Source organism: Paraburkholderia phymatum (assembly GCF_038900715.1).
Lineage (GTDB): Bacteria > Pseudomonadota > Gammaproteobacteria > Burkholderiales > Burkholderiaceae > Paraburkholderia > Paraburkholderia phymatum_A.
Genome location: NZ_JAYMRZ010000007.1, coordinates 23,507 through 43,445, shown reverse-complemented (window position 1 = coordinate 43,445; position 19,939 = coordinate 23,507). Strand labels below are relative to the sequence as shown.

Here is a 19,939-nt window from a genome sequence, read left to right as displayed (position 1 = left end):
GAGACTCCGTTATAGGGTGGGGGGGTATCCTACCACGCTCTCCTTCGAAGAGCACCGCCCACGCGCGAGCCCAATTTTACATATTGTAGATTCAGCTACATCGGTGTAGTTTACGCTACATGAAAACGCTAACTATCTGGTCGCTGCTTGTGCTGACCCTGCCGACTGAAAACGCAACCGCGCGCATGCGCTACTGGCGGACGCTGAAGGCGAAGGGATGCGCCGTTCTCCGCGACGGCATCTACCTGCTACCCCACACGGAAGAACGCGAGCAGATGCTGCGCGAACTGGGGGGGCCATCGCGGATAGTGGTGGGACGGCGCATCTGCTCCGTGCGCCGAGCATCGACGCCGCTCAGGACGAGGAATTCCGGACGCTTTTCGACCGCAGTGACGATCACGCGGAGTTCATGCGCACGCTGAAGGAGGCGCGAAAGACAGTGTCCGGCCAGTCGGCCGCCGAACTGACAAAGCTTCTCAGAAAGCTGCGCAAGGACTATGAGAGCGTCGTTGCGATCGACTACTTTCCGGGCAACGCCGCGACGCGCGCCGAGGCCGCGTGGCAGGACTTCATCGGGCTGGTCGACACGGTGCTGTCACCGGGTGAACCTCATTCGGCTGAACGGCCCATCCGCAGCCTGTCCGTCGGCGACTATCAGGGGCGCACGTGGGCGACCCGCCAGCACATGTGGGTTGATCGTGTCGCAAGCGCCTGGCTGATCCGGCGCTTCATCGATCGCGATGCGCGCTTCATCTGGCTCAAATCACCCGGCGCCTGTCCGGCCAACGCGCTCGGCTTCGACTTTGACGGTGCAGCCTTCACGCACGTCGGTGAACGCGTGACGTTCGAGGTGCTGGTCGCGAGCTTCGGCCTCGACAAGGATCCCGCGTTGCTTCGACTGGGCGAGATGGTGCATACGCTTGACGTCGGCGGCGCCCCCGTGCCCGAGGCGATCGGCTTCGAAGCAGTGATGGCCGGGGCAAGGGAGCGTGCAACAGACGAGGATCATCTGCTCGACGAAATGGGGCGTGTGCTCGATTCGCTCTACACGCACTTCGCGTCGGCTGCAAAAAACCGGGATGCAGGGAGACGCTCGTGAGCACGACGACAATGACGGCGCCCGGCTACACGCTCGGCCAGCTCGTCCTGTACATGCTGCGGCTGGGCACGTTCGGATTCGGCGGACCAGTGGCGCTCGTCGGCTACATGCATCGTGATCTGGTCGAGCAGCGCGGCTGGATCAGTGAGTCAGACTATCGCGAGGGGCTGGCACTCGCGCAGATGATGCCAGGCCCGCTCGCAGCACAGCTCGGCATCTATATGGGCCACGTGCACTATCACCTCGTCGGCGCGACGCTAGCCGGTATCGCGTTCGTATTCCCGTCGTTCCTGATGGTGGTTGGCCTCGGCTGGGCTTATGCCCACTTCGGTGGGCTGTCCTGGATGCAGGCAGCCTTCTATGGCGTGGGTGCGGCCGTCGTCGGAATCATTGCGATGAGCGCATACAAGCTCACCACGAGAACGCTAGGCAGGAACCGCCTCCTGTGGGCGATCTACCTGACGCTCGCCGCGACAACCGTCGTCACCGAATCCGAAATCGCCTGGCTCTTCATTGCGGGCGGCCTGATTAACTGGTTCGTCGTGGCTCCGCCAAAGTGGCTGAGCAAAGGCGGACTGAATGCGGCGGCAGCGGCGCAGTTACCGCTCGCGAGTGGTGTCCTCAGTGGCTTTGACTGGCCGCTACTCGGCCAGATCGGACTGTTCTTCGCGAAAGCCGGCGCGTTCGTGTTCGGCTCCGGGCTCGCGATCGTGCCGTTCCTTTACGGCGGAGTCGTCACCGAACATCACTGGCTCAACGACAGACAGTTCGTCGATGCCGTCGCCGTCGCGATGATTACGCCGGGCCCCGTCGTTATCACGGTGGGCTTCATCGGCTATCTGGTCGCAGGTTTCGCGGGCGCCTGCGTGGCGGCGCTCGGCACTTTCCTCCCTTGCTATCTGTTCACGGTGCTGCCTGCGCCGTACTTCAAGAAGTACGGCAAGCTGCCCGCCGTCAAGGCGTTCGTCGACGGCATCACGGCCGCCGCTGTTGGTGCGATCACCGGCTCGGTGATCGTCATCGCTCGGCGCTCCATTGTCGATTGGCCAACCGTTCTGCTAGCGGTCGCGACCGTACTGCTGCTGTGGCGTTTCAAGAAGCTGCAGGAGCCTGTCATCGTCATCGCGGCTGCGCTCATCGGTCTTGTCGTGTACCCGCTCATCCACTCGCATGCCTTCTGATTGTGTCGCGCGCGCATACGTGGCACGCCCATTACCGGGTTCAGGGATGGTTAGATGAACTCAAGGACCTCGGTGACCGGACGAGTCGCCTTTTGCAGACGGTTTTTGGCACGCTCCACGGTTCAACGGAAGCTCAGGACGTCGAGCACGGGCCGGCGCGGCTTCGACGGCCAGTTCCCCTCGCGCATCGGCCCGACCGCGAGAAGCATCACGGGGATCTCGTTGTTCGTGAGACCGTATTCCGTTCTCGCCGCGGCGGGGTCAAAACCGATCATCGGCGTCGAACCCCAGCCCATCGACCGGGCAGCGTAAATGATCGCGGCCGCGCCGAAAGTAGCGCTGCGGATCGCCTCGTCCCGCTGCTGCTGCGGTTTGTCGTCGTAAATGCCGCGGGCACCCTTTTCCGCTTCGGGAAGATGGTCCGCCGGCATGTAGCCCGCTTCCACCATCGGGCTAAAAACCGCGGGTACGGTGCTCGCATCAGCAAGCTGACCAATGATGATGAATGTCACGGCCGCTTCGTAACTAATCGCCTGGTTCCAGGCGATCGGGCGTAGCCGCTCCTTCGCCTCGGGCGAACGCACGGCAACGAAACGCCAGTTCTGGAAGTTGAACGAGGTCGGCGCCGAGGTCCCGATCTCCACGAGGGCGGTGATCTGTTCGTCAGTCAGAACAGCCTCGGGATCGTAATACTTCGTAGCACTGCGGCTCAGCATGGTTTCGATGACTGCATTGGTCATGACGAGGCCTTCGGTCGCATTGCGGGTCCGAGCGGTTTCGACGATGGAGGTGGTCATAACGGTCCTTTCATTCATAGGTTGGATAGGTTTAGATTACAGCCAGGCAGCAGCTGTTTCGAGACGAGCTCGGCTCAATTAAAGGCTCAATATGCTCATGTTTCTTCGAACCGACGATGCGCTCGCCCCCCGTGCTGCATGACGCAGTTGCAGACACGCGGTTCGTGTCTCTGGCGTTACAGAGATCAAACTGATTGTTGTAAATGGAGCAAGACGGTGCGAGGCGTGGCCTGCTGGAACAGCTATGGCGTGCCCGGCGACATTCGGAATTGGTTTTGCAAATAGTTAGAGAAGATCAAGCACATCTGCCACCGGCATGCGCGGCTTCTGCGGCCAGTTCCCAGCTCGCTCCGGTCCGACGGTCAACAGCATGGCGGGCACTTCGTTTTCGCCGAGGCCAAACTCGCGGTGCACCGCTTCGGCGTCAAAACCGATCATCGGCGTGGAACCCAGGCCAAAGGAGTGGGCGGCATAGATCATCGCCGCTGCGCCAAAGGTTGCGGTCCGCATGGCTTCGTCACGCTGGCGTTGGGGTTGATCGTCATAAAGACTGCGTGCCCGGCGTTCGCTCTCCGGCACCATATGTGCCGGCATGATCCCGGCTTCCACGACAGGTGCCAGGCGCTGCGGGAGTGTGCTCGCATCGGCCAACCTGCCAATGACGATGAAGGTGACGGCAGCTTCCGTGATCGCCGGCTGGTTCCAGGCGATCGGACTGAGGCGAGCCTTGGCTTCAGGCGTACGTAGGGCGATAAAACGCCAATTCTGTAAGTTGAAGGATGTCGGCGCGGTCGTACCGATGCGCACTAGCTCGCGAATCTGGTCGTCGCTCAGGGTGGCGGCGGGATCGTAGAATTTGCTGGAGCGGCGGCTCGTAATACATTCGATGACGGCATTGATCTTGGTAGTTGCGCTGGTCATGACGATTCCTATGGGTGTAGGGGGATCGAGGTACACAAATGTTTTGGCTCATGTGAACCTGCTGTCATTCAAGGTTCTGGAATGTGATACCGGCTGGCCCACTTCGATATCATCGCGGCGGCATAGTCCGCGTCGGCCCGGCGCGTAAGCAGGTGATCGGCGTTGTCGAGAGAAATGAAGGTCTTGTGGTGCTTCGCCGCGGCAAAAATGCGCGCGGCGTTTTCGATTCCCACCGTCGCATCGAGCGGCGAATGCAGGACCAGCAACGGAATGCGCAACTGCGCGATCCGTGAAGCCAGGTTGTGATGTGCAAGGTCGTCGACAAAACTCTTGCGCACGACGAACGGCCTGCCAGCTAGCAATACCTCGGCTTCTCCTTCCGTTTCGATGGTTTGAAGGCTTCGCCGATCGAACTGATGCAGAACATGGCTGGTATCAAAGGGGGCGCCCAGCGTGGCCACTGCACGAATGTCCGGCATCTCGCCAGCCGCCATCAAGACGGCAGCGCCACCAAGACTATGGCCGACGAGAATCGATGGCGACTTGCCGTCTCTCGCCATCGCGCTGCCGGCCGCGACCAGATCGTCCACGTCCGCGGCAAACGTCGTGTCGGCAAAGGTTCCACCGCTATTACCGGGTCCAGCAAAACCTAGGCGCAGCACGCCAATTCCATGAGCGGCCAGCGCGCGTGCGCCACGACTGGCGGCCAGGCTGTCCTTACCGCAAGTAAAGCAGTGGGCAAGTATGGCCCACGCGTGCGCTTCCCTGTCCGGCAATTCCAACTTGCCGGCGAGCCTGTAGCCACGTGGTCCGTCAAATTCAAAGGATGGTGCGGTCATAACTCAATATCACTGGTTTGGCACGCATTACATGAGCGCGCTGAAGCGCGACGCTCTGGATGGGTACTGCCGTGCCCGTCGGGCAAGGCCGCTTACTCGACGGCCGGAAAGGCCGGAAAGCCGACGTCGGTACAGTTGATACGGTTGAAGGTATCCGTGAAGATTCCGAGCGCGATGGTCAACGAGATCCCCGCCAGTTGGCTGTCGGTGCGGCCGGCCACGCGAATGGCAGCAACTTCCTCGTCGCTGATCGTGCCGCTCGTGGTGTGCAGGAGGGACACGAACCGCACAAGGGCATCACGCTTTCGCATCGCCCGTGGGCGGCCCCGCGCGAATGGCAAGCAGCGCATCAACCGGCAGGCCTACCAGTTCGCCGACGACGCCATGGGCGACCACGCAAACGTCGTAACTGGTCTTCTCCCTGATTAACAGCTTGATGATTTCGTGCTCCTGTCGGCTCAGGCTGCCGGCGTTCGTGTGGCCTGCGTGTCGAGCGCCGCAGCCAAAGACGCGGGTACAAGGTAGCCCAACGCGGCGTAAGACACGACCACCGGAAACCTTCTTCACTCGCACGTAGATATCGGCGCTAACGCCGGTGGCGGATTCGATGGCAGGAGTAACGATTCGGCTCATGGTGCGAAGTCTTCGTCAGGCGGTCAGGAGCTTTCGGTTGATGGGCATATGTGATCCATATGCGCGCGGACGATAAATCGGATCCCACGCCGTATCGGCTCACCAGAAAGCACACAAATCGCATCCGCTCGCGCAGTACCGACACCCCATTGGACGGAGTGTTCATAGCGGGGCAGGACATTGACGCGTATTACATACGCATCCGTAAGCTGGCACAATCTGGCCTTTCCGATGTCGTCTTCGGATGCACCGAAGGCAACCAGTCCATGGTGAATGTATGAGATTCGATATCGCGGACCTGCACCTGTTTCTTTGTGTGGTCGATGCTGGCAGCATTACAGCCGGGGCCCGACAGGCGAATCTCGCATTGGCGTCGGCAAGCGAGCGGATCAGTAACATCGAGTCGGACGCTGGTGTCCGTCTACTTGAAAGAAGCCGCGCGGGGGTGCTAACCACCGAGGCAGGAGAGGCGTTAGCGCATCATGCGCGTCTGATACTCCGACAGCACAGCCTGTTGCGGGGAGAGCTACGTGATTTCGGTGCCGGCGCGCGTGGTTCGCTGCTGTTGTACGCGAACACGGCAGCGTTGATGGGCCTCCTGCCGCAGAGACTCGCGCCGTGGCTGGCTCAGCGTCCGCGCCTGAACATTGATCTGAGAGAGCGTAGAAGTGCGGAGATCGTGAAGATGATCGACGCGGGCCTGGCCGAAGCGGGCGTGATATCGGATGCTATCAACCCCACGGGCGTCACCATCCAGCCCGTCGCGAGTGACCATCTCGTCCTGATTGTTCCTGTTGCGCACGGACTCGCAGAATCGAAGGCTATCTGCTTTGCGGATGTCACGGATGAACAGTTCGTTGGTCTGGAGGCCGGGAGTACGCTTCAGGACCATATCGACGAACTCGCTGCCGATCTGCACAAGACACTGGAATACCGTATCCGTATGAAGAGCTTCGAGGGATCGTGTCAGATGGTGTCACAGGGATTGGGGGTAGCGATCATTCCACTGGCCGTGGCCAGGCGCTATCGACGCAGGTATCCGTTCAAAATGGTCGCGATCAGCGATAAGTGGGCACGCAGGCGCCTTTGTCTGTGCTTCAAGCAATGGCACACGCTGTCGAGGCCGATGCAGAAGCTGCTGGCGCATCTCGGTGGCAGAGCGTAGACGCTGTAGCCGCGCGGCCGTCACCAGCCCGCGCACGCGCCGCGGCGCCAACATGAAGCGCGACTGGATTAGGGCGCGACCATACTCGATGGTCATCCGGTGCGCTGCGGATCGGTCGGAACATGACGGCCTCAGCCACTTGGTCGATGGGGCATCTCGAGGATGCGCATTGCCTTGGCTTCCTGATTAAATCGGCGCGCGTACAAGCAAATCGCGCAATACAACGGTGCAACCTTCTTCATCCAACTTGCCTCCGTTGCTACGTCTTGATTCGAGATCTTAATGAAGATATGGACTTATAAAGTCGTGCAATGTCGACCCTTAAAGATTGCAATGACGATCATCGCCGCGTTGGCGCCGCGACAGCAAACGCGGAAGACGCTGCTTTGTGGCGTTGGTTCTCCATGCTCATGCAAGAAGCCAGAATTCGGTGGTGTCGCGGTCATGCGGGATATTTCGTGAGCGTCGATCACCAGCACGTTGCCACAGAAGCAGATTTCGATGCTGCCATTCGGGCAGCAAAGAAAAAGTGCAGCAATATCACAGCTACTCGCAAGAGACAACTCCTGTGAACCGCCATGCAGCGGTTAGGCTCGCCGAGGATCCAACACGAAGAAATACTTCGATGTACCGTGGCCTGAGAAAAGCACCAATCATTCTCTCACGGAGCCAATACATACAGGGGCTCCTTGTCATGGAACGATGTGAGATCAGCTTACAGCCAGTGCCGTTCGCGCACCCGGGATTTACGTTCACCGAGTCGACGTAAAGCGTTTCTGAGAGAACACATCGAAAGCAATTTCGGTAGTACCTATTTCGAGCCACTTTTCTTCGGACGGAGTCGAAATTGAGTAAAGACGTGGTAATTGTAAGTGGCGTGAGGACCGCTATCGGTGAATTCGGCGGCAGCCTCAAGAATTTTTCCCCCACCGAGCTCGGAGCACGGGTGGTTCGCGAAGCACTATCGCGCGCCTCCGTGTCCGGCGATGAAGTGGGCCATGTAGTATTCGGCAACGTCGTGCATACCGAGCCGCGTGACATGTATCTCGCGCGCGCTGCGGCGATCAACGGCGGCGTGGCGCAGCGCACGCCCGCCGTAACGATGAATCGCCTTTGTGGTTCAGGTTTGCAGGCAATTATCTCGGCCGCGCAATGTATTTTGCTCGGTGACGCTGATATCGCAGTCGGTGGAGGCTCAGAAAGCATGAGCCGTGCACCCTATGCGCTACCCGCGGCGCGTTTCGGACAGCGCATGGGCGACACGCGTCTCGTTGACATGATGGTCGGTGCGCTCACCGATCCGTTTCAGTTGATCCATATGGGCGTGACGGCCGAGAACGTCGCACGCAAGTACAACATCTCGCGCGACGCGCAGGACGCACTGGCACTCGAATCTCACCGCCGCGCAGCCAATGCGATCGCGAGAGGCTATTTCAAAGAACAGATCCTACCTATTACGATTGCGTCGAAGAAGGGTGTGACGTCGTATTTGACACTGACGAACACGTGCGCCTCAACGCTTCGAACGACGATTTTTCGAAACTCAAACCGGTGTTCCTGAAGGAGGAAGGCACGGTGACGGCTGGGAACGCTTCGGGCATCAACGATGCCGCTGCCGCCTTGGTCCTTATGGAACGACGCGTCGCCGAGAAGCGCGGCGCAACCCCGCTCGCACGCCTGGTCGCATATGCGCATGCGGGCGTGGACCCGGCATATATGGGTATGGGGCCGGTGCCCGCTACGCACAACGTGCTGCAACGCGCAGGCCTGAGGATGAGTGATATCGACGTCATCGAAGCAAACGAAGCCTTCGCGGCTCAGGCTTGCGCAGTTGCCAAGGAACTCAATCTCGACCCTGCAAAAGCCAATCCGAACGGCTCGGGCATTTCGCTCGGACATCCGATCGGCGCAACGGGCGCGCTGATCACCGTCAAGGCCCTTTATGAACTGAAGCGCATCGGCGGCCGATACGCGCTTGTCACGATGTGCATCGGAGGCGGTCAGGGGATTGCAGCGATCTTCGAAAATCTTCAATAATTGAATCGAGGGAAACGCATGAAAATCGCGTCGTAGGTGCGGGTACGATGGCAGCGGCACCGCACAAGCTGCGGACATCGAGGGCTCGACGTCGTGATCGATGTCACCGACCCGAGAGCGATTTGAATGGGGGAGAACCCCACCGACATACGTCTCCTTCTGGTGCCTTTTCCATTTGAGGTATCTGACGAATGTTTCTCTGTCAGCGCGCCAAGGCAGAAGGTATGTCGTGCGCAAACACTGCGAAAGCGGTTGGCTGCGAGGAGTGGGGGCCGAACCTGAATCGGACGATCCGCGCGAAACGGAAATGGAATTCCCCCATGAGGTTCAGGCGCGAAATGCAGCGCGCGCCCTTGCTAACAAGCTGCTTAAAGAACTGGAGCCCTGAATTGCCGCGCCGACCATCGGAACCTCGGCAGCCACCGAAGCGACGAAAGCGGCGCCGGAGATAGCCATGTGGACTTGTCAAAACCGCAATGCAGTTTTGCGTTCGATCAGGTGGAAGCCCAGACCGACGAGGGCGGCTTTTTTCATTTGTCCTGGCTGCGACTACCGGAACAAGCTTGTGAACACCGGTCCAGACGCAACTGGGCGCCCGCAACTTGTCCAGCGTGACGAGTAGTGGGCCTTTGCGGAGCAGACCATGCGCTTCGACTACAAGGAGTTTCATATCGACGCGTCGCCTCTCGATGAAGGCGGTCGCTACTACGCCCGCGCGAAGATCTATCGGCGCGACCTGGCCGGCGGTGAAGCCGTAGAAATGAAGTATTCAGGTGATCTCGGCGATTACCCCTCCGACGCGGACGCTATCGAAGCGGCGCAGCGTTGGGCGATTCAATGGTGCAACCAGAACGGCGCTTAGGCCGCGTGCTACGGCCAGGTTCGCACCGCTTTTATCAATTGTCACCGTCTCGGGCGCGCCGTTTTGGTCGATGGATTTTTCGAAATAGCGCCGCGCCGCAGCCTTGTCACGATGGGCACGCAGTAGAAAATCCACAGTGTTCCCCTCCCTGTCGACTGCGCGGTACAAATACTTCCACTGGCCTCGGACCTTGACATACGTTTCATCCATTCGCCAGTTCCGGCCGACGGCTCGCTTGTTGCGGCGAAACGCCTTTTCCAGAACCGGCAACACTTTGATGGCCCAGCGGTGCGCGGTTGAATGGTCGACCGGGATTCCGCGCTCCGCCATCATCCCTTCCAGGTGCCGAAGGCTCAGCGGATACGCCACATACCAGCGGACACACGTCAGGATCACATCGAGCGGATAGTGCAAGCGCTTGAGCACCCGTGCCAAGGGTGGATTCAAAGTCGTTATCGAGCGTCCGACCGTTCATATTGTCATGGCACATGATACCCGACGCTTGCTGCGACAAAGCCGGTTCGGTGCGCTATCACCTTGGCCTGGTTACGCCAGGGAGCCCCGAGTGCTACATCGACGTGGAACGAATCCGAAGTTTCCCGTATTGTGCTCTTCTGCGACGTCGAGCGGCCGATGTATTTCCGCTGGGCGGCGGCGTTCAACCGCGCGTTTGCGAATATCGTGCTTCGCGCAGCCAGTTCCCCGAATGACGAAAACGATCGCACTGGCTTCCTGAACCGCGCGTTCAAACGCGTGTACGCGATACGCCGTGTCGGCAAGCGCCTGAAGGCGTGGCATCGACCGACGTATTAGGTCGTCAAGTGGGTGCTGTTCGGCTCGATATTTGCCAGCATTATCTACGCACTTTGAAGTGGCGGCCACACGAAGTACATCTGGTCACGCGTTGCTTCCCTGCGTCATGTAACCACGTCATGGATATCGTTATGAAGCAGTTCGTCGATCAACCGATTCGAGCCTGGGCCGATGACCGCTGCGGGGGAAGCCGTGATAAGGCAATTTGACAAAGCCGGTAAAATTGATAAGTTCGCCGAACGCTGTAACGAGTAGCTAGCGAATCGAAAGAAAGTGCGTGATGTTTTTTAAATGCCATATATCGAGCCCGTATATCACCAAAGGCTTAGTATCTTTTTTCTGTCGATGATATACGTTTAAGACGTGCGCTTTCTCTTTGCGTACCGGGCCTACCAGCCCACTGGCGGTTCTTCGGATGCTCCTGTCATCTCGAACGCCACTCGCGGATTTGCCGCGTTATTTTCTTCCACACACCCGGTAGAACGCCGGAAAGAACGCTTCCCGCAACCGGGTCCCCGCAGCAGCCGGAGTCGCTGGCAGCGGCCGTTTTGGCGCGTGCCGGGCGCTTCGCCCATTGCGTGTGAAAGCGGGCGCAAAACCTGAAACCTGATTTGGTATTGAAGGAGTAAACCATGAAGACGACGACGCTTCTCGTGCCCGTCGTGCTCCTGGGCGCGCTCTCGTTAGCGGGCGTAGCTCAGGCGCAGGACATGTCCTCGCAGCAAAATGCTCAATCGTCATCGACGGCTACCAGCACATCTTCTGACTCGTCCGGTTATGGTGGTGTATCCGGGAGCGCAAGTGCGAGTGGCAACACGACCCGGTTGGGACAGGGCAACTGCGGTCACCTGCCTCAATGCAACGCCGATAGCGGCCACTAACGCGCAGGTTGATGTCGTGGTCTCGCGGATCGGGGCCGACCCATCCGCGAGATCTCCGCCGCGTTGCCGCCGTTCTGAATGTTCTGCGACGGCTTCCGTCAGCATGAGTATCCATCATATAGTTCGGGTTCCTGAATTGACCAGTCCGGGAGCGCGACAAGTTTTGGCACGGACGCGCATGCCGAACGATCGACGATGCAGTAAGCCGCCATAGCGCGCACGCGGAATCGAAGCGAAGAGCGTTCGCTAGCGGCGAAACCAGGCATTCGCCACTGGCGACGCGAATGTCGGTCATGCAACCCTCAATATGTCCCGCGATCTCCTGCACGAATCGGCGCACAACATGCCGATACACTGAACGGCCGGCCGCTTTGCTTGTACATTACACAGTTGACAGCAACGCACCGAATGGACACGTCTGATGGCCGATCACGCCACCCCGCCTCTCGACAAAACGCGCGACGAGCCGCTCGCGTTCGCCGCTCAGGCCGCCCCTTGCGATGACCTGGCGGTCATCGCGCAACCCGCTTGCGATCGCATGTGCCGCCACAAGCGGCTCGCTCTCGCGGCGACGATTCTCGGCTCCAGCATGGCCTTCATCGACGGCTCCGTCGTCAACGTCGCGCTGCCTGCGATCCAGAGCGAACTCGGCGCGAACGTCGCGGCGATGCAATGGGTCGTCAACGCGTACCTGCTGCTGCTCGGCTCACTGGTGCTGGTAGGTGGCGCGATGGGCGACAAGGTCGGGCGGCGCACGGTATTCATTGCGGGCATCGGGTTGTTCACGGCGGCATCGGCGGCATGCGGCTTCGCACCCAGCTCAGGCGCGCTGATCGTGGCACGCGCAGTGCAGGGCATCGGCGCGGCGCTGCTTGTGCCGAGCAGTCTGGCGATCATCGGCGCGGTCTTCGACGAGCGCGAGCGAGGCCGCGCGATCGGTACATGGGCCGGCGTTGGCGCGATCATGTCGGCCGTGGGTCCCGTCGCGGGCGGCTGGCTGGTCGATGCGCTCTCGTGGCGCGCGATCTTCTATCTGAACGTGCCGCTCGCGGCGGCGACGATCGCGCTCGCGCTGTCGTCGGTGCCGGAGAGCCGCAACGAAGGCGCCGCGCGCCGTCTTGACTGGGCAGGCGCGCTCGCAGCCGCCGCCGGGCTCGGCGCGCTCACGTATGGCCTCACGCGCGCGTCATCGCATGGTTTCAACGATGAAGTAGTGATCGGCGCGATCGCTGCCGGAATCCTCGTCTGCGCGGTATTCATCGCGATCGAAGCGCGCAGCAAAGACCCGATGATGCCGCTCGACCTGTTTCGTTCGCGAGACTTCAGCGGCGCGAACCTCGTCACGTTGCTGCTGTACTTCGGCATGGGTGGCGCGCTGTTCTTTCTTCCATTCACGCTGATTCGCGCGCACGGGTACTCGGCGACGGAAGCTGGCGCGGCGCTGTTGCCCGTGCCTGTCGTGATCGGCGGGCTGTCGCGCTTCACGGGTGGGCTCGCGACACGCCTGGGGCCGCGCGCGTTATTGACCGTCGGCCCATTGGTTACGGCTGTCGGCTTCACGCTGCTCGCGCTGCCTGCGCTCTTCGAGACGGATCGCGAAACCTACTGGACGAGTTTTTTCCCGGGGCTCGTCGTGCTCGGCCTCGGCATGACGATCACCGTTGCGCCGCTGACGACGACCGTGATGACGGCCGTTCCCGCCGCGCGTACGGGTGTCGCGTCGGGCATCAACAATGCTGTTGCGCGCATCGCGAGCCTGCTGGCGATCGCCGTGCTCGGCATCGTGTTCATGTGGTCGCATGGCGCGGCGCTCGCGGTGCGCCTCGAACGGTTGAACATTCCGCCCGACTTGCATCGCGCCGGGCAACTGCTCGAACCCGACACGTCGACGATGGCGGGCGCGCACGCCGTGCCCGCGCGGATCATCGAGGCGCAGGCGGAAGCGATCGATGCGGGATTGCGAGCTGTCGCGCTGACGTCCGCGGTATGCGCGTTGCTCGGCGCTGCGTGCGCGGCGGCAATGATCCGCGGGCAAAAAACCAGGCACTGAAACATTCCTGGTTTGTGCGCATATTCACAAAAGCTTCTCACAATTGAACTAATGGGTCGAAGCCAAATACCGGTTCACGCCGCAACGGTAATTGCATGATGTTCAACGTTTCCGGCCAATAGCACTCGACTTAGAGCCGAAATTGTTGCAACGCCGCGATAGCTGCTAAGCTCGATGCATTGCTGGTTGTCTTAACGCGTGGAACCTCGTTTGAACCGGCATCAAATTCGATGTGTATCCGGAACACCAAGACTCATCGGCATAGAGAAGCATGTCTATGCCCGCAACGTGCGCGGGAGAGCGGCTCGTTTCATTGAGACATACCCCCATGCGCAGATTTCAGGTGTACTGTGCGACGACCTTTCAAATCACGGTTAAAAGAAAATGCAAAAGCTCTGCTGCCAGACTTACTTTTCCTTTCGCTTCTGCATCGAAAGGAAGTGGGGCGCTTTCCAAACCTGATCCGGCCGCGCACATTCAACGAGCAGATCTTGAGGAGAAGCCTGAAACCTGATCCTCGATACGCTCCTCTGACGGACAAGCTTGGCGTACGCGAATACGTAGGCAGGGTACTTGGAGAACAGTTCCTCGTACCGCTGATTTCGGAACCCGCGGGATTTACGCCATCCGTTTTCGATTCGCTTCCAGATTCCTTTGTCATGAAAGCAAATCACGGAAGCTCGTTCGTCGAAGTCGTGCACGACAAATCGAAAGCTAGCTTTGAGCAATTGCAGCGTCTCGCTGCCCGATGGCTGTCGACTAATTTCTATAGGAACGCTCGTGAGCGTCACTACAGGGACATCGAGCCGCGATTGTTCTTCGAAACGCTTTTGCTCGACAAGAGAGGAAAGATTCCTGCCGACTATAAGGTGCACTGTTTCGGCGGAAAAGCGGGACGACCCGAGATGTACATCCTGCACATCAGCGATCGCTTTGGGCAAGACCCGCGTGGCAACATCTATGACGCGAACTGGAATCATCTCGACGTGTCGGTCGGCGGATATGCCCGTAGTGTCAATGCGGAGCCGCCTCCCGATAACCTGGCGATGGTGCTCCAGGCCGCCGAGACCTTATCTCGAGGTTTCGACTATGTGCGGGTCGACCTGTATGCGTTCGACAATGCGATCTACTTCGGTGAATTGACTTTTACGCCTGGCGCGGGAGTCGTGCCCATGTTCCCCGATCATATCGATCTGGAGTGGGGCAAACTCCTGAGAACCGTGGGTTCTACGGGTACTCAATGAAGCGACTGCATCTGCAATGGCTGCGATGACGTGGACTACACCATGATGAATCCGCGCCGCATTCCGAGCATCACCGCCTCGGTGCGGTTGGTCGCGCCGAGTTTGCCGAAGATGGCGGAGACGTGAAATTTCACCGTGTTGTCCGAAATGTCGAGTTGTCGCGCGATCTCCTTGTTGCCGAGTCCGTCGGCGAGCATCGCCAGTACTTCGATCTCGCGTAACGTCAACGCTTCGAACGGTTCACCGGATGCCGCCTCGCGCGGCGGTTTGCGTCCCGTCAGCAGCTTTGCAAGGATGTCGGGTGACAGCACGCAAAGGCCCGCGGCGACGGCTTCGATCGACGCGACGATTTCGGCGGGCATCGCGTTGCGCGGCAGAATCGCCAATGCATCGGCGTGCAGCGCGTCGAGAATCCCGTCACTCTCCGGGTCGTCGCTCAACAGGACGAGCGCCGGTGGCGCGTGCCCGATTTCGAATAACGTCTTGAGCGCGTCGCTCGCCTCCTGGTCGATGTCGGTCACGACCACATCCGGCACCGAACCTGCAAGGCAATCGACGAGCGTTTCAGCGTCGGCTGCGCTACCCAGGAATTCAAGCGCCGGGTTCGCGTCGACAAGCGCTTCAACAACCGCTTGCAGGCTCGCGCGCACCTGCGACGATGCCGCAATCACCGCAACCCTCACGGGCGCCATGTGTACCCTCTGTCCATCCGACATTTCGCCGCTTCCCGGACCTCATCTGCACGCATTCCGTTGAGGGCGTTCGCCCACCGTTACCGAACACGCGTGGCGTTCGCCACCTCGGATCAACGCGATTTGCAACTGCTGTCCAATGCTCGCCGAGCCCAGCGCGGCGTGCACGTCGTCCATGTCGCAGCAAGGCTTGCCGTCCAGTTCGATCAGCACATCGCCTATCAGCACGCCCGCCTGTTCCGCAGGGCCGCCCGGCGCCAGCGAATTGATCAGCAATCCGCTGCTGAACGGCAGGTTCATTTTGTCGACCCACGCGTCCAGCAGGCTGACCTGCTGCGTGCCGACGCCGAGGTAGCCCCGCGAGACGCGCCCTTTGGCCAATAGCTCATCGGTGACGCGCTCCACGGTCATTCCGGGAATCACCATGCCGGCGCCACGCATCAGTGCCGACGTGCAGATGCCCATGACTTGCCCGCGCATATCCGCGAGAGCCGCGCCGGAGAAACCCGGACGCAGCCCGCCGTCCAGTCGCACGAACGCATCGAGCTGTCCACCTCTCCACGTGCGCCAGGAACCGCCTGTACTGCCGATTACGCCGAAATCAGCGCTGATGCCGAGATCATCCGCGCGCGCGACGGCGAGCGCGAGATGGCCCGGCTTCAGTGAGCGGGCATCGCCGGATTCGATCGGGTCCAGGTCCACGCCGTCCAGTTTCAGCACGCCAAGATCGGTGCCCGGATCGAGGCCCGCGAGGACTGCGGCGACTGTACGTCCATCGGACAATGTGACCTTGATCCCGTCCTCGCGCCTGATCGTGTGTGCAGCCGTCACGACGACGCCATGTCGCCAGATTACCCCACTTGACGGCATGCGATGCCGGCCGTGCACTGTCACGACACTTCGCGCGATTCGCCCGGCAATGTCTGCCAGATTGTCCGAGAAATCCATCAAAGGATTTCCGCTCGAAGATGTGGTTTCCATTTCAGGTCTCCTGCCAGTTGCGATGCGACGTGCTTGCGCGTCGCGTCATCGATTGCTCGGCTATCCGTGCGGACAGCGTTGTGACGACGGATTCACAATGACAGAAGAAGAGGGGGCGCACACCACCCAAATGGGTAGCCGGGTCGATGCAATGCGGACTTCGCGATGCAGCGCGAGACGGAGATCTACCCTGATGCCGCCATCGATCGTGCCGCACAGCGCGTCGTCGAACGGCTGCTTTGCTCACAGCACAGTCGAAACGCAGGCAACTGCTAGGCGAGCAACGACAAGGCATCGGCGAGCGAGAGCACCGTCGTGCGCGAATCGAACGCCGTTGAGAAAAGATGATCGTGGACGATCTGATCCGGGTCGTAGCAGCAATCCTTCACCGTGAACAGGCGGAAGTCCGCATCGCTGGCGTATGCAACCGACGACAGCACGACACCCGTCGACGCAATGCCCACCATCAGCAGCGTATCGATACCTTGCGCGCAAAGCCGCGCCTGCAGATCGGTACCAAAGAACACGCTCGCACGATGCGCGATGATGAGCGGTTCGCTAGCCTGCTGGCCGAGTTCCGGCGAGATCTGGTCGTCGATGAAAAGACCGAGTTGCTTGATTCCCTGGCCGTTCCTGTTCAACGGACTGACTTCCGGATAGCCCGGACTAAAGTGGATCTTGGCAAAATAGACGCTGACGCCTTTGGCCCGCGCGGCGTCGCACAGCTTGCGCGTATTGGCGAGCAAAGCGGGCGCGACCGATGGAAACAACGACAGGATGTCGGTCTGATAGTGCATGACCACCAGAGCGGTTTGCGTCGGAACGATCGCGGGAATCGGCATGTTCATGGCGTGCGTATCGGTGGGGCATTCCGTGCGCTGTCGATGGTCCGCCGGATCGGCGGGACACGGTTCGATGCGTGGCGACATAAGGCTACGCGATAAAGAAAGTGGCTCGACTCTACCACGGCCATCGTGAAGCGAAATTTCAACGGCGATGCGTCACCGGCTGGCTTGCGGAAGACGTCTCCGTTTTCCAGAGGTAAAGCTGCCGCGTGAGAGCAAGCCCGTGCAGCTCGATGAAACATGTCGATGCCTACCGCGTGTGCAATCGCGCCGCGACGTTGGCGAGATGATCGCGCATGCGCGCATAGGCGGCATCCGCATCGCGCTCCAGCATGCAATCGACGATCGCCTTATGCTCTGCCGCGAAGCGTTGCCGATTGCGGTCGTCGACTGTCTTTTCGCGCAACGTCGGACGCGCGCGCACGCCGTTGATCGCTTCCATCAACGCGATGATCGCGGGGTTGCGCGTCGCTTGAGCGATCAGCAGATGGAAGCGGTGATCCCACTTCTGCCACTCGTCGTCGTCGCGCGCAGTGGCGTTCTTGCGCGCGCAGTTCTCGAGTTCCGCGAGATCCTCGGGTGAGGCTTTGATCGCGGCCAGCGCGGCGAAGGCCGGTTCGATGGCAAGCCGCATCTCGGCGATATCGGCGGGACTCGTACGCGCGCCGAGTCCCGCAACCGTCGGCGTGAACCTGATAGGGCGGCTGCCCAGATAGGTGCCGCGTCCGACGCCGCGCCATACACGCCCCGACGCTTCAAGCGTCGACAGCGCGGCGCGCAGTTCGCGTCGCGACAAGCCGAGTATTTCCGCCAGTTGCCGTTCCGGCGGCAGCGCGTCGCCATCGCGCAGCCCGTGCTCGCTGATGAAGGCATTCAATGCTTCTACGCTCATCGCATGTCCCTCTCCGTTATTTGAACCAATATGTATTGGTTCAAAGTATAAAAAGCGTTTACGGGATTTGCAATGCCAATCGAATCAGAGCTTGACACCGCTTTTTTGTACGCAAACATTAAAACAACGACAGCGCATGCGCCGCTCCGAACGGAAAAGCAGCGAGCTATTTTTTAGAACCAAATATGAATTGGTTCAAAAAGGAGAAGTTCGATATGGGATTCACGACGCGCCCTGAACTGATCGGCACATTCGGCATGGTGGCGAGTACGCATTGGCTTGCCAGTGCGTCGGCGATGGCGGTTCTTGAGAAAGGAGGCAATGCGTTCGACGCCGCGGCTGCCGCGGGCTTCGTTCTGCAGATCGTCGAGCCGCATCTGAATGGTCCGGGCGGCGAGCTGCCCGTGGTGTTCTATTCGTCGCGGGAAGACCGGGTGCGCGTGTTGTGCGGTCAGGGCGTCACGCCCGCCGCGATGTCGATCGAACGCATGAAGCAGATGGGACTCGATGTCGTGCCGGGCACAGGCCTGCTGCCCGCCGTCGTGCCGGGCGCGTTCGGCGGCTGGATGGCGCTGCTGCGCGACTACGGGCAACTGCCGCTCGCCGACGTGCTGAGCTACGCGATCGGCTACGCAAGGAATGGCTATCCGGTGATTCCGCGCATGTCCGCGTCGATTCTCGCGATACAGGCGTTCTTCAAGTCGGAATGGAAGACATCTGCCGCCGAGTGGCTGAAGGACGGCGAAGCGCCACGCCCCAACGCGCTGTTCGCGAACCCGGCCATTGCAGCGACTTACGAGCGCATTCTGAAACTCGCGTCGTCGAAACAGGATCGCGCGGAGCAGTGCGAAGCCGCTCGCCATGCGTTCTATCGGGGCTTCGTCGCGGATGCAATCGATCAGTATTTTCGCGGCACGCCCGTGCTCGATACGTCCGGCAAGCGCAATTGCGGTCTTCTGACGGGCGACGATCTGGCGCGCTGGCAGCCGTCATACGAAGACCCGGCGTCGTTCGAGTACGAAGGGCTGACCGTGCACAAGACGGGGCCCTGGGGCCAGGGGCCCGTCTTCCTGCAACAGCTTGCATTGCTGAAGGGCTTCGATCTCGCGTCGATGAACCCGACGGGTCCGGACTTCATCCATACCGTGATCGAATGCGCGAAGCTCGCGTTCGCTGATCGCGAAGTGTTCTACGGGGACCCCAACTTCTCCGACGTGCCGCTGTCAACGCTGCTGAGCGAAGCGTATAACGATGAACGCCGCAAGCTCGTCGACGGCGAGCGCGCGTCACTCGAGTTCCGTCCTGGCGCGATCGGCGACAGCGCCGCGCGCGCCGCGATCATCGTCGCGAATGCAGGACGCGAGCAGCCGGGCGGATTCGGACAGGGCGAGCCGACCTTCGCACCCTTGCCGGAACTGCGCGGCGACACGGTGCATCTCGACGTCGTGGACCGCTGGGGCAACATGGTATCCGCGACACCGTCGGGTGGCTGGCTACAGGCATCGCCTGCCGTGCCGGGGCTCGGTTTCAACATCACGACGCGCGCGCAGATGTTCTGGCTCGAGCCGGGGCTGCCGTCGTCGCTCGGTCCTGGCCGGCGGCCGCGCACGACACTGTCGCCGACGCTCGTCACGCGCGACGGCAGGCCGTATGCCGCGTTCGGTTCGCCCGGCGGCGACCAGCAGGACCAGTGGTCGCTCCAGCTTTTCCTCAAGCACGTGCACGCCGGCATGAACCTGCAGGCCGCCGTCGATTCGCCGACCTTCCAGACCGCGCACTTTCCGGGCTCCTTCTATCCGCGCGCGATGCAGCTTGGAAAGATGTCCGCCGAAGCGCGCATTCCCGAAGCGACGCTCGCCGAATTGCGCCGCCGTGGACACGATCTCACGGTCGCGGAGCCGTGGGCGCTTGGCCGCGTCTGCGCCGTCGGCATCCGGGACGGCCTGATGCGTGGCGCCGCGACGCCGCGTCAGATGCAGGCTTATGCGATCGGCCGTTGAACGTCAC

The 19,939-nt window shown here is 60.7% G+C and carries 17 protein-coding genes and 3 pseudogenes; 10 read left to right on the top strand and 10 right to left on the bottom strand.

The window, feature by feature from the left end; all coding sequences use genetic code 11:
- Positions 1-119: 119 nt before the first annotated feature.
- Both VSR68_RS14825 and VSR68_RS14820 read left to right on the top strand, forming a co-directional pair.
- Positions 120-1,099 (top strand): annotated as a pseudogene (locus VSR68_RS14825) (chromate resistance protein ChrB domain-containing protein).
- A gap of 11 nt (positions 1,100-1,110) precedes the next feature.
- The gene (locus VSR68_RS14820; RefSeq protein WP_428983516.1) at positions 1,111-2,280 is read left to right on the top strand and encodes a chromate transporter; all 1,170 of its coding nucleotides are present in this window, start codon (positions 1,111-1,113) and stop codon (positions 2,278-2,280) included.
- Between the two features lie 122 nt (positions 2,281-2,402).
- Here the strand turns inward: VSR68_RS14820 and VSR68_RS14815 are convergent, their stop codons facing one another.
- From VSR68_RS14815 to VSR68_RS14795, 5 genes are all read right to left on the bottom strand, one after another.
- Positions 2,403-3,077, bottom strand: a complete 675-nt coding sequence (locus VSR68_RS14815; protein WP_342940566.1) for a nitroreductase family protein — start codon at positions 3,075-3,077, stop codon at positions 2,403-2,405.
- A gap of 285 nt (positions 3,078-3,362) precedes the next feature.
- Positions 3,363-3,998 carry a nitroreductase family protein gene (locus tag VSR68_RS14810; RefSeq protein WP_342940565.1) on the bottom strand — a complete coding sequence of 212 codons (636 nt, stop codon included), beginning with the start codon at positions 3,996-3,998 and terminating at the stop codon, positions 3,363-3,365.
- Positions 3,999-4,066: 68 nt separating this feature from the next.
- A complete protein-coding gene (locus tag VSR68_RS14805) occupies positions 4,067-4,837 on the bottom strand; it encodes an alpha/beta hydrolase (RefSeq protein WP_342940564.1) in 771 nt (256 codons plus the stop codon).
- Between the two features lie 92 nt (positions 4,838-4,929).
- Entirely contained in the window at positions 4,930-5,118 is a 189-nt protein-coding gene (locus VSR68_RS14800) for a hypothetical protein (RefSeq protein WP_342940563.1), read from the bottom strand.
- 16 nt (positions 5,119-5,134) lie between these two features.
- A complete protein-coding gene (locus VSR68_RS14795; RefSeq protein WP_342940562.1) occupies positions 5,135-5,470 on the bottom strand; it encodes a hypothetical protein in 336 nt (111 codons plus the stop codon).
- A 277-nt stretch (positions 5,471-5,747) separates the two neighbouring features.
- On the opposite strand from VSR68_RS14795, the gene VSR68_RS14790 reads away from it, so the two are divergent.
- The 4 genes and pseudogenes from VSR68_RS14790 (at position 5,748) to VSR68_RS14775 (ending at position 9,534) form a co-directional block, all read left to right on the top strand.
- The gene (locus VSR68_RS14790; RefSeq protein WP_342940561.1) at positions 5,748-6,635 is read left to right on the top strand and encodes a LysR family transcriptional regulator; all 888 of its coding nucleotides are present in this window, start codon (positions 5,748-5,750) and stop codon (positions 6,633-6,635) included.
- 311 nt (positions 6,636-6,946) lie between these two features.
- On the top strand, positions 6,947-7,207 hold the full coding sequence (locus VSR68_RS14785) for a hypothetical protein (protein ID WP_342940560.1): 261 nt from the start codon (positions 6,947-6,949) through the stop codon (positions 7,205-7,207).
- A 275-nt stretch (positions 7,208-7,482) separates the two neighbouring features.
- Positions 7,483-8,672 (top strand): annotated as a pseudogene (bktB, locus tag VSR68_RS14780) (beta-ketothiolase BktB).
- Between the two features lie 643 nt (positions 8,673-9,315).
- The gene (locus VSR68_RS14775; RefSeq protein ID WP_342940559.1) at positions 9,316-9,534 is read left to right on the top strand and encodes a hypothetical protein; all 219 of its coding nucleotides are present in this window, start codon (positions 9,316-9,318) and stop codon (positions 9,532-9,534) included.
- Here the strand turns inward: VSR68_RS14775 and VSR68_RS14770 are convergent.
- Positions 9,526-9,990: pseudogene (locus VSR68_RS14770) on the bottom strand (IS6 family transposase); the annotation flags it as partial. The gene VSR68_RS14775 and the pseudogene VSR68_RS14770 sit on opposite strands and share 9 nt — an antisense overlap.
- Positions 9,991-10,167: 177 nt before the next feature.
- Here VSR68_RS14770 and VSR68_RS14765 point away from each other — a divergent pair.
- The 3 genes from VSR68_RS14765 to VSR68_RS14755 all read left to right on the top strand — a co-directional run bounded on the left by VSR68_RS14765 (position 10,168) and on the right by VSR68_RS14755 (position 14,522).
- Positions 10,168-10,347: a hypothetical protein gene (locus VSR68_RS14765; protein ID WP_428983509.1), complete on the top strand. Its 180-nt coding sequence runs from the start codon at positions 10,168-10,170 to the stop codon at positions 10,345-10,347.
- Positions 10,348-11,649: 1,302 nt separating this feature from the next.
- Positions 11,650-13,278 carry an MFS transporter gene (locus VSR68_RS14760; protein ID WP_342940558.1) on the top strand — a complete coding sequence of 543 codons (1,629 nt, stop codon included), beginning with the start codon at positions 11,650-11,652 and terminating at the stop codon, positions 13,276-13,278.
- Between the two features lie 350 nt (positions 13,279-13,628).
- Positions 13,629-14,522 carry an ATP-grasp fold amidoligase family protein gene (locus VSR68_RS14755; RefSeq protein WP_342940557.1) on the top strand — a complete coding sequence of 298 codons (894 nt, stop codon included), beginning with the start codon at positions 13,629-13,631 and terminating at the stop codon, positions 14,520-14,522.
- 35 nt (positions 14,523-14,557) lie between these two features.
- On the opposite strand, the gene VSR68_RS14750 is transcribed toward VSR68_RS14755, so the two are convergent.
- The 4 genes from VSR68_RS14750 to VSR68_RS14735 all read right to left on the bottom strand — a co-directional run bounded on the left by VSR68_RS14750 (position 14,558) and on the right by VSR68_RS14735 (position 17,932).
- Positions 14,558-15,238, bottom strand: a complete 681-nt coding sequence (locus VSR68_RS14750; protein ID WP_342940556.1) for a response regulator transcription factor — start codon at positions 15,236-15,238, stop codon at positions 14,558-14,560.
- An 18-nt stretch (positions 15,239-15,256) separates the two neighbouring features.
- Entirely contained in the window at positions 15,257-16,162 is a 906-nt protein-coding gene (locus VSR68_RS14745) for a S1C family serine protease (protein ID WP_342940827.1), read from the bottom strand.
- Between the two features lie 305 nt (positions 16,163-16,467).
- On the bottom strand, positions 16,468-17,043 hold the full coding sequence (locus tag VSR68_RS14740; RefSeq protein WP_342940555.1) for an isochorismatase family cysteine hydrolase: 576 nt from the start codon (positions 17,041-17,043) through the stop codon (positions 16,468-16,470).
- 247 nt (positions 17,044-17,290) lie between these two features.
- Entirely contained in the window at positions 17,291-17,932 is a 642-nt protein-coding gene (locus VSR68_RS14735) for a FadR/GntR family transcriptional regulator (RefSeq protein ID WP_342940554.1), read from the bottom strand.
- A gap of 215 nt (positions 17,933-18,147) precedes the next feature.
- On the opposite strand from VSR68_RS14735, the gene VSR68_RS14730 reads away from it, so the two are divergent.
- Positions 18,148-19,932, top strand: a complete 1,785-nt coding sequence (locus VSR68_RS14730; RefSeq protein ID WP_342940553.1) for a gamma-glutamyltransferase family protein — start codon at positions 18,148-18,150, stop codon at positions 19,930-19,932.
- The last annotated feature ends 7 nt before the right edge of the window (positions 19,933-19,939 follow it).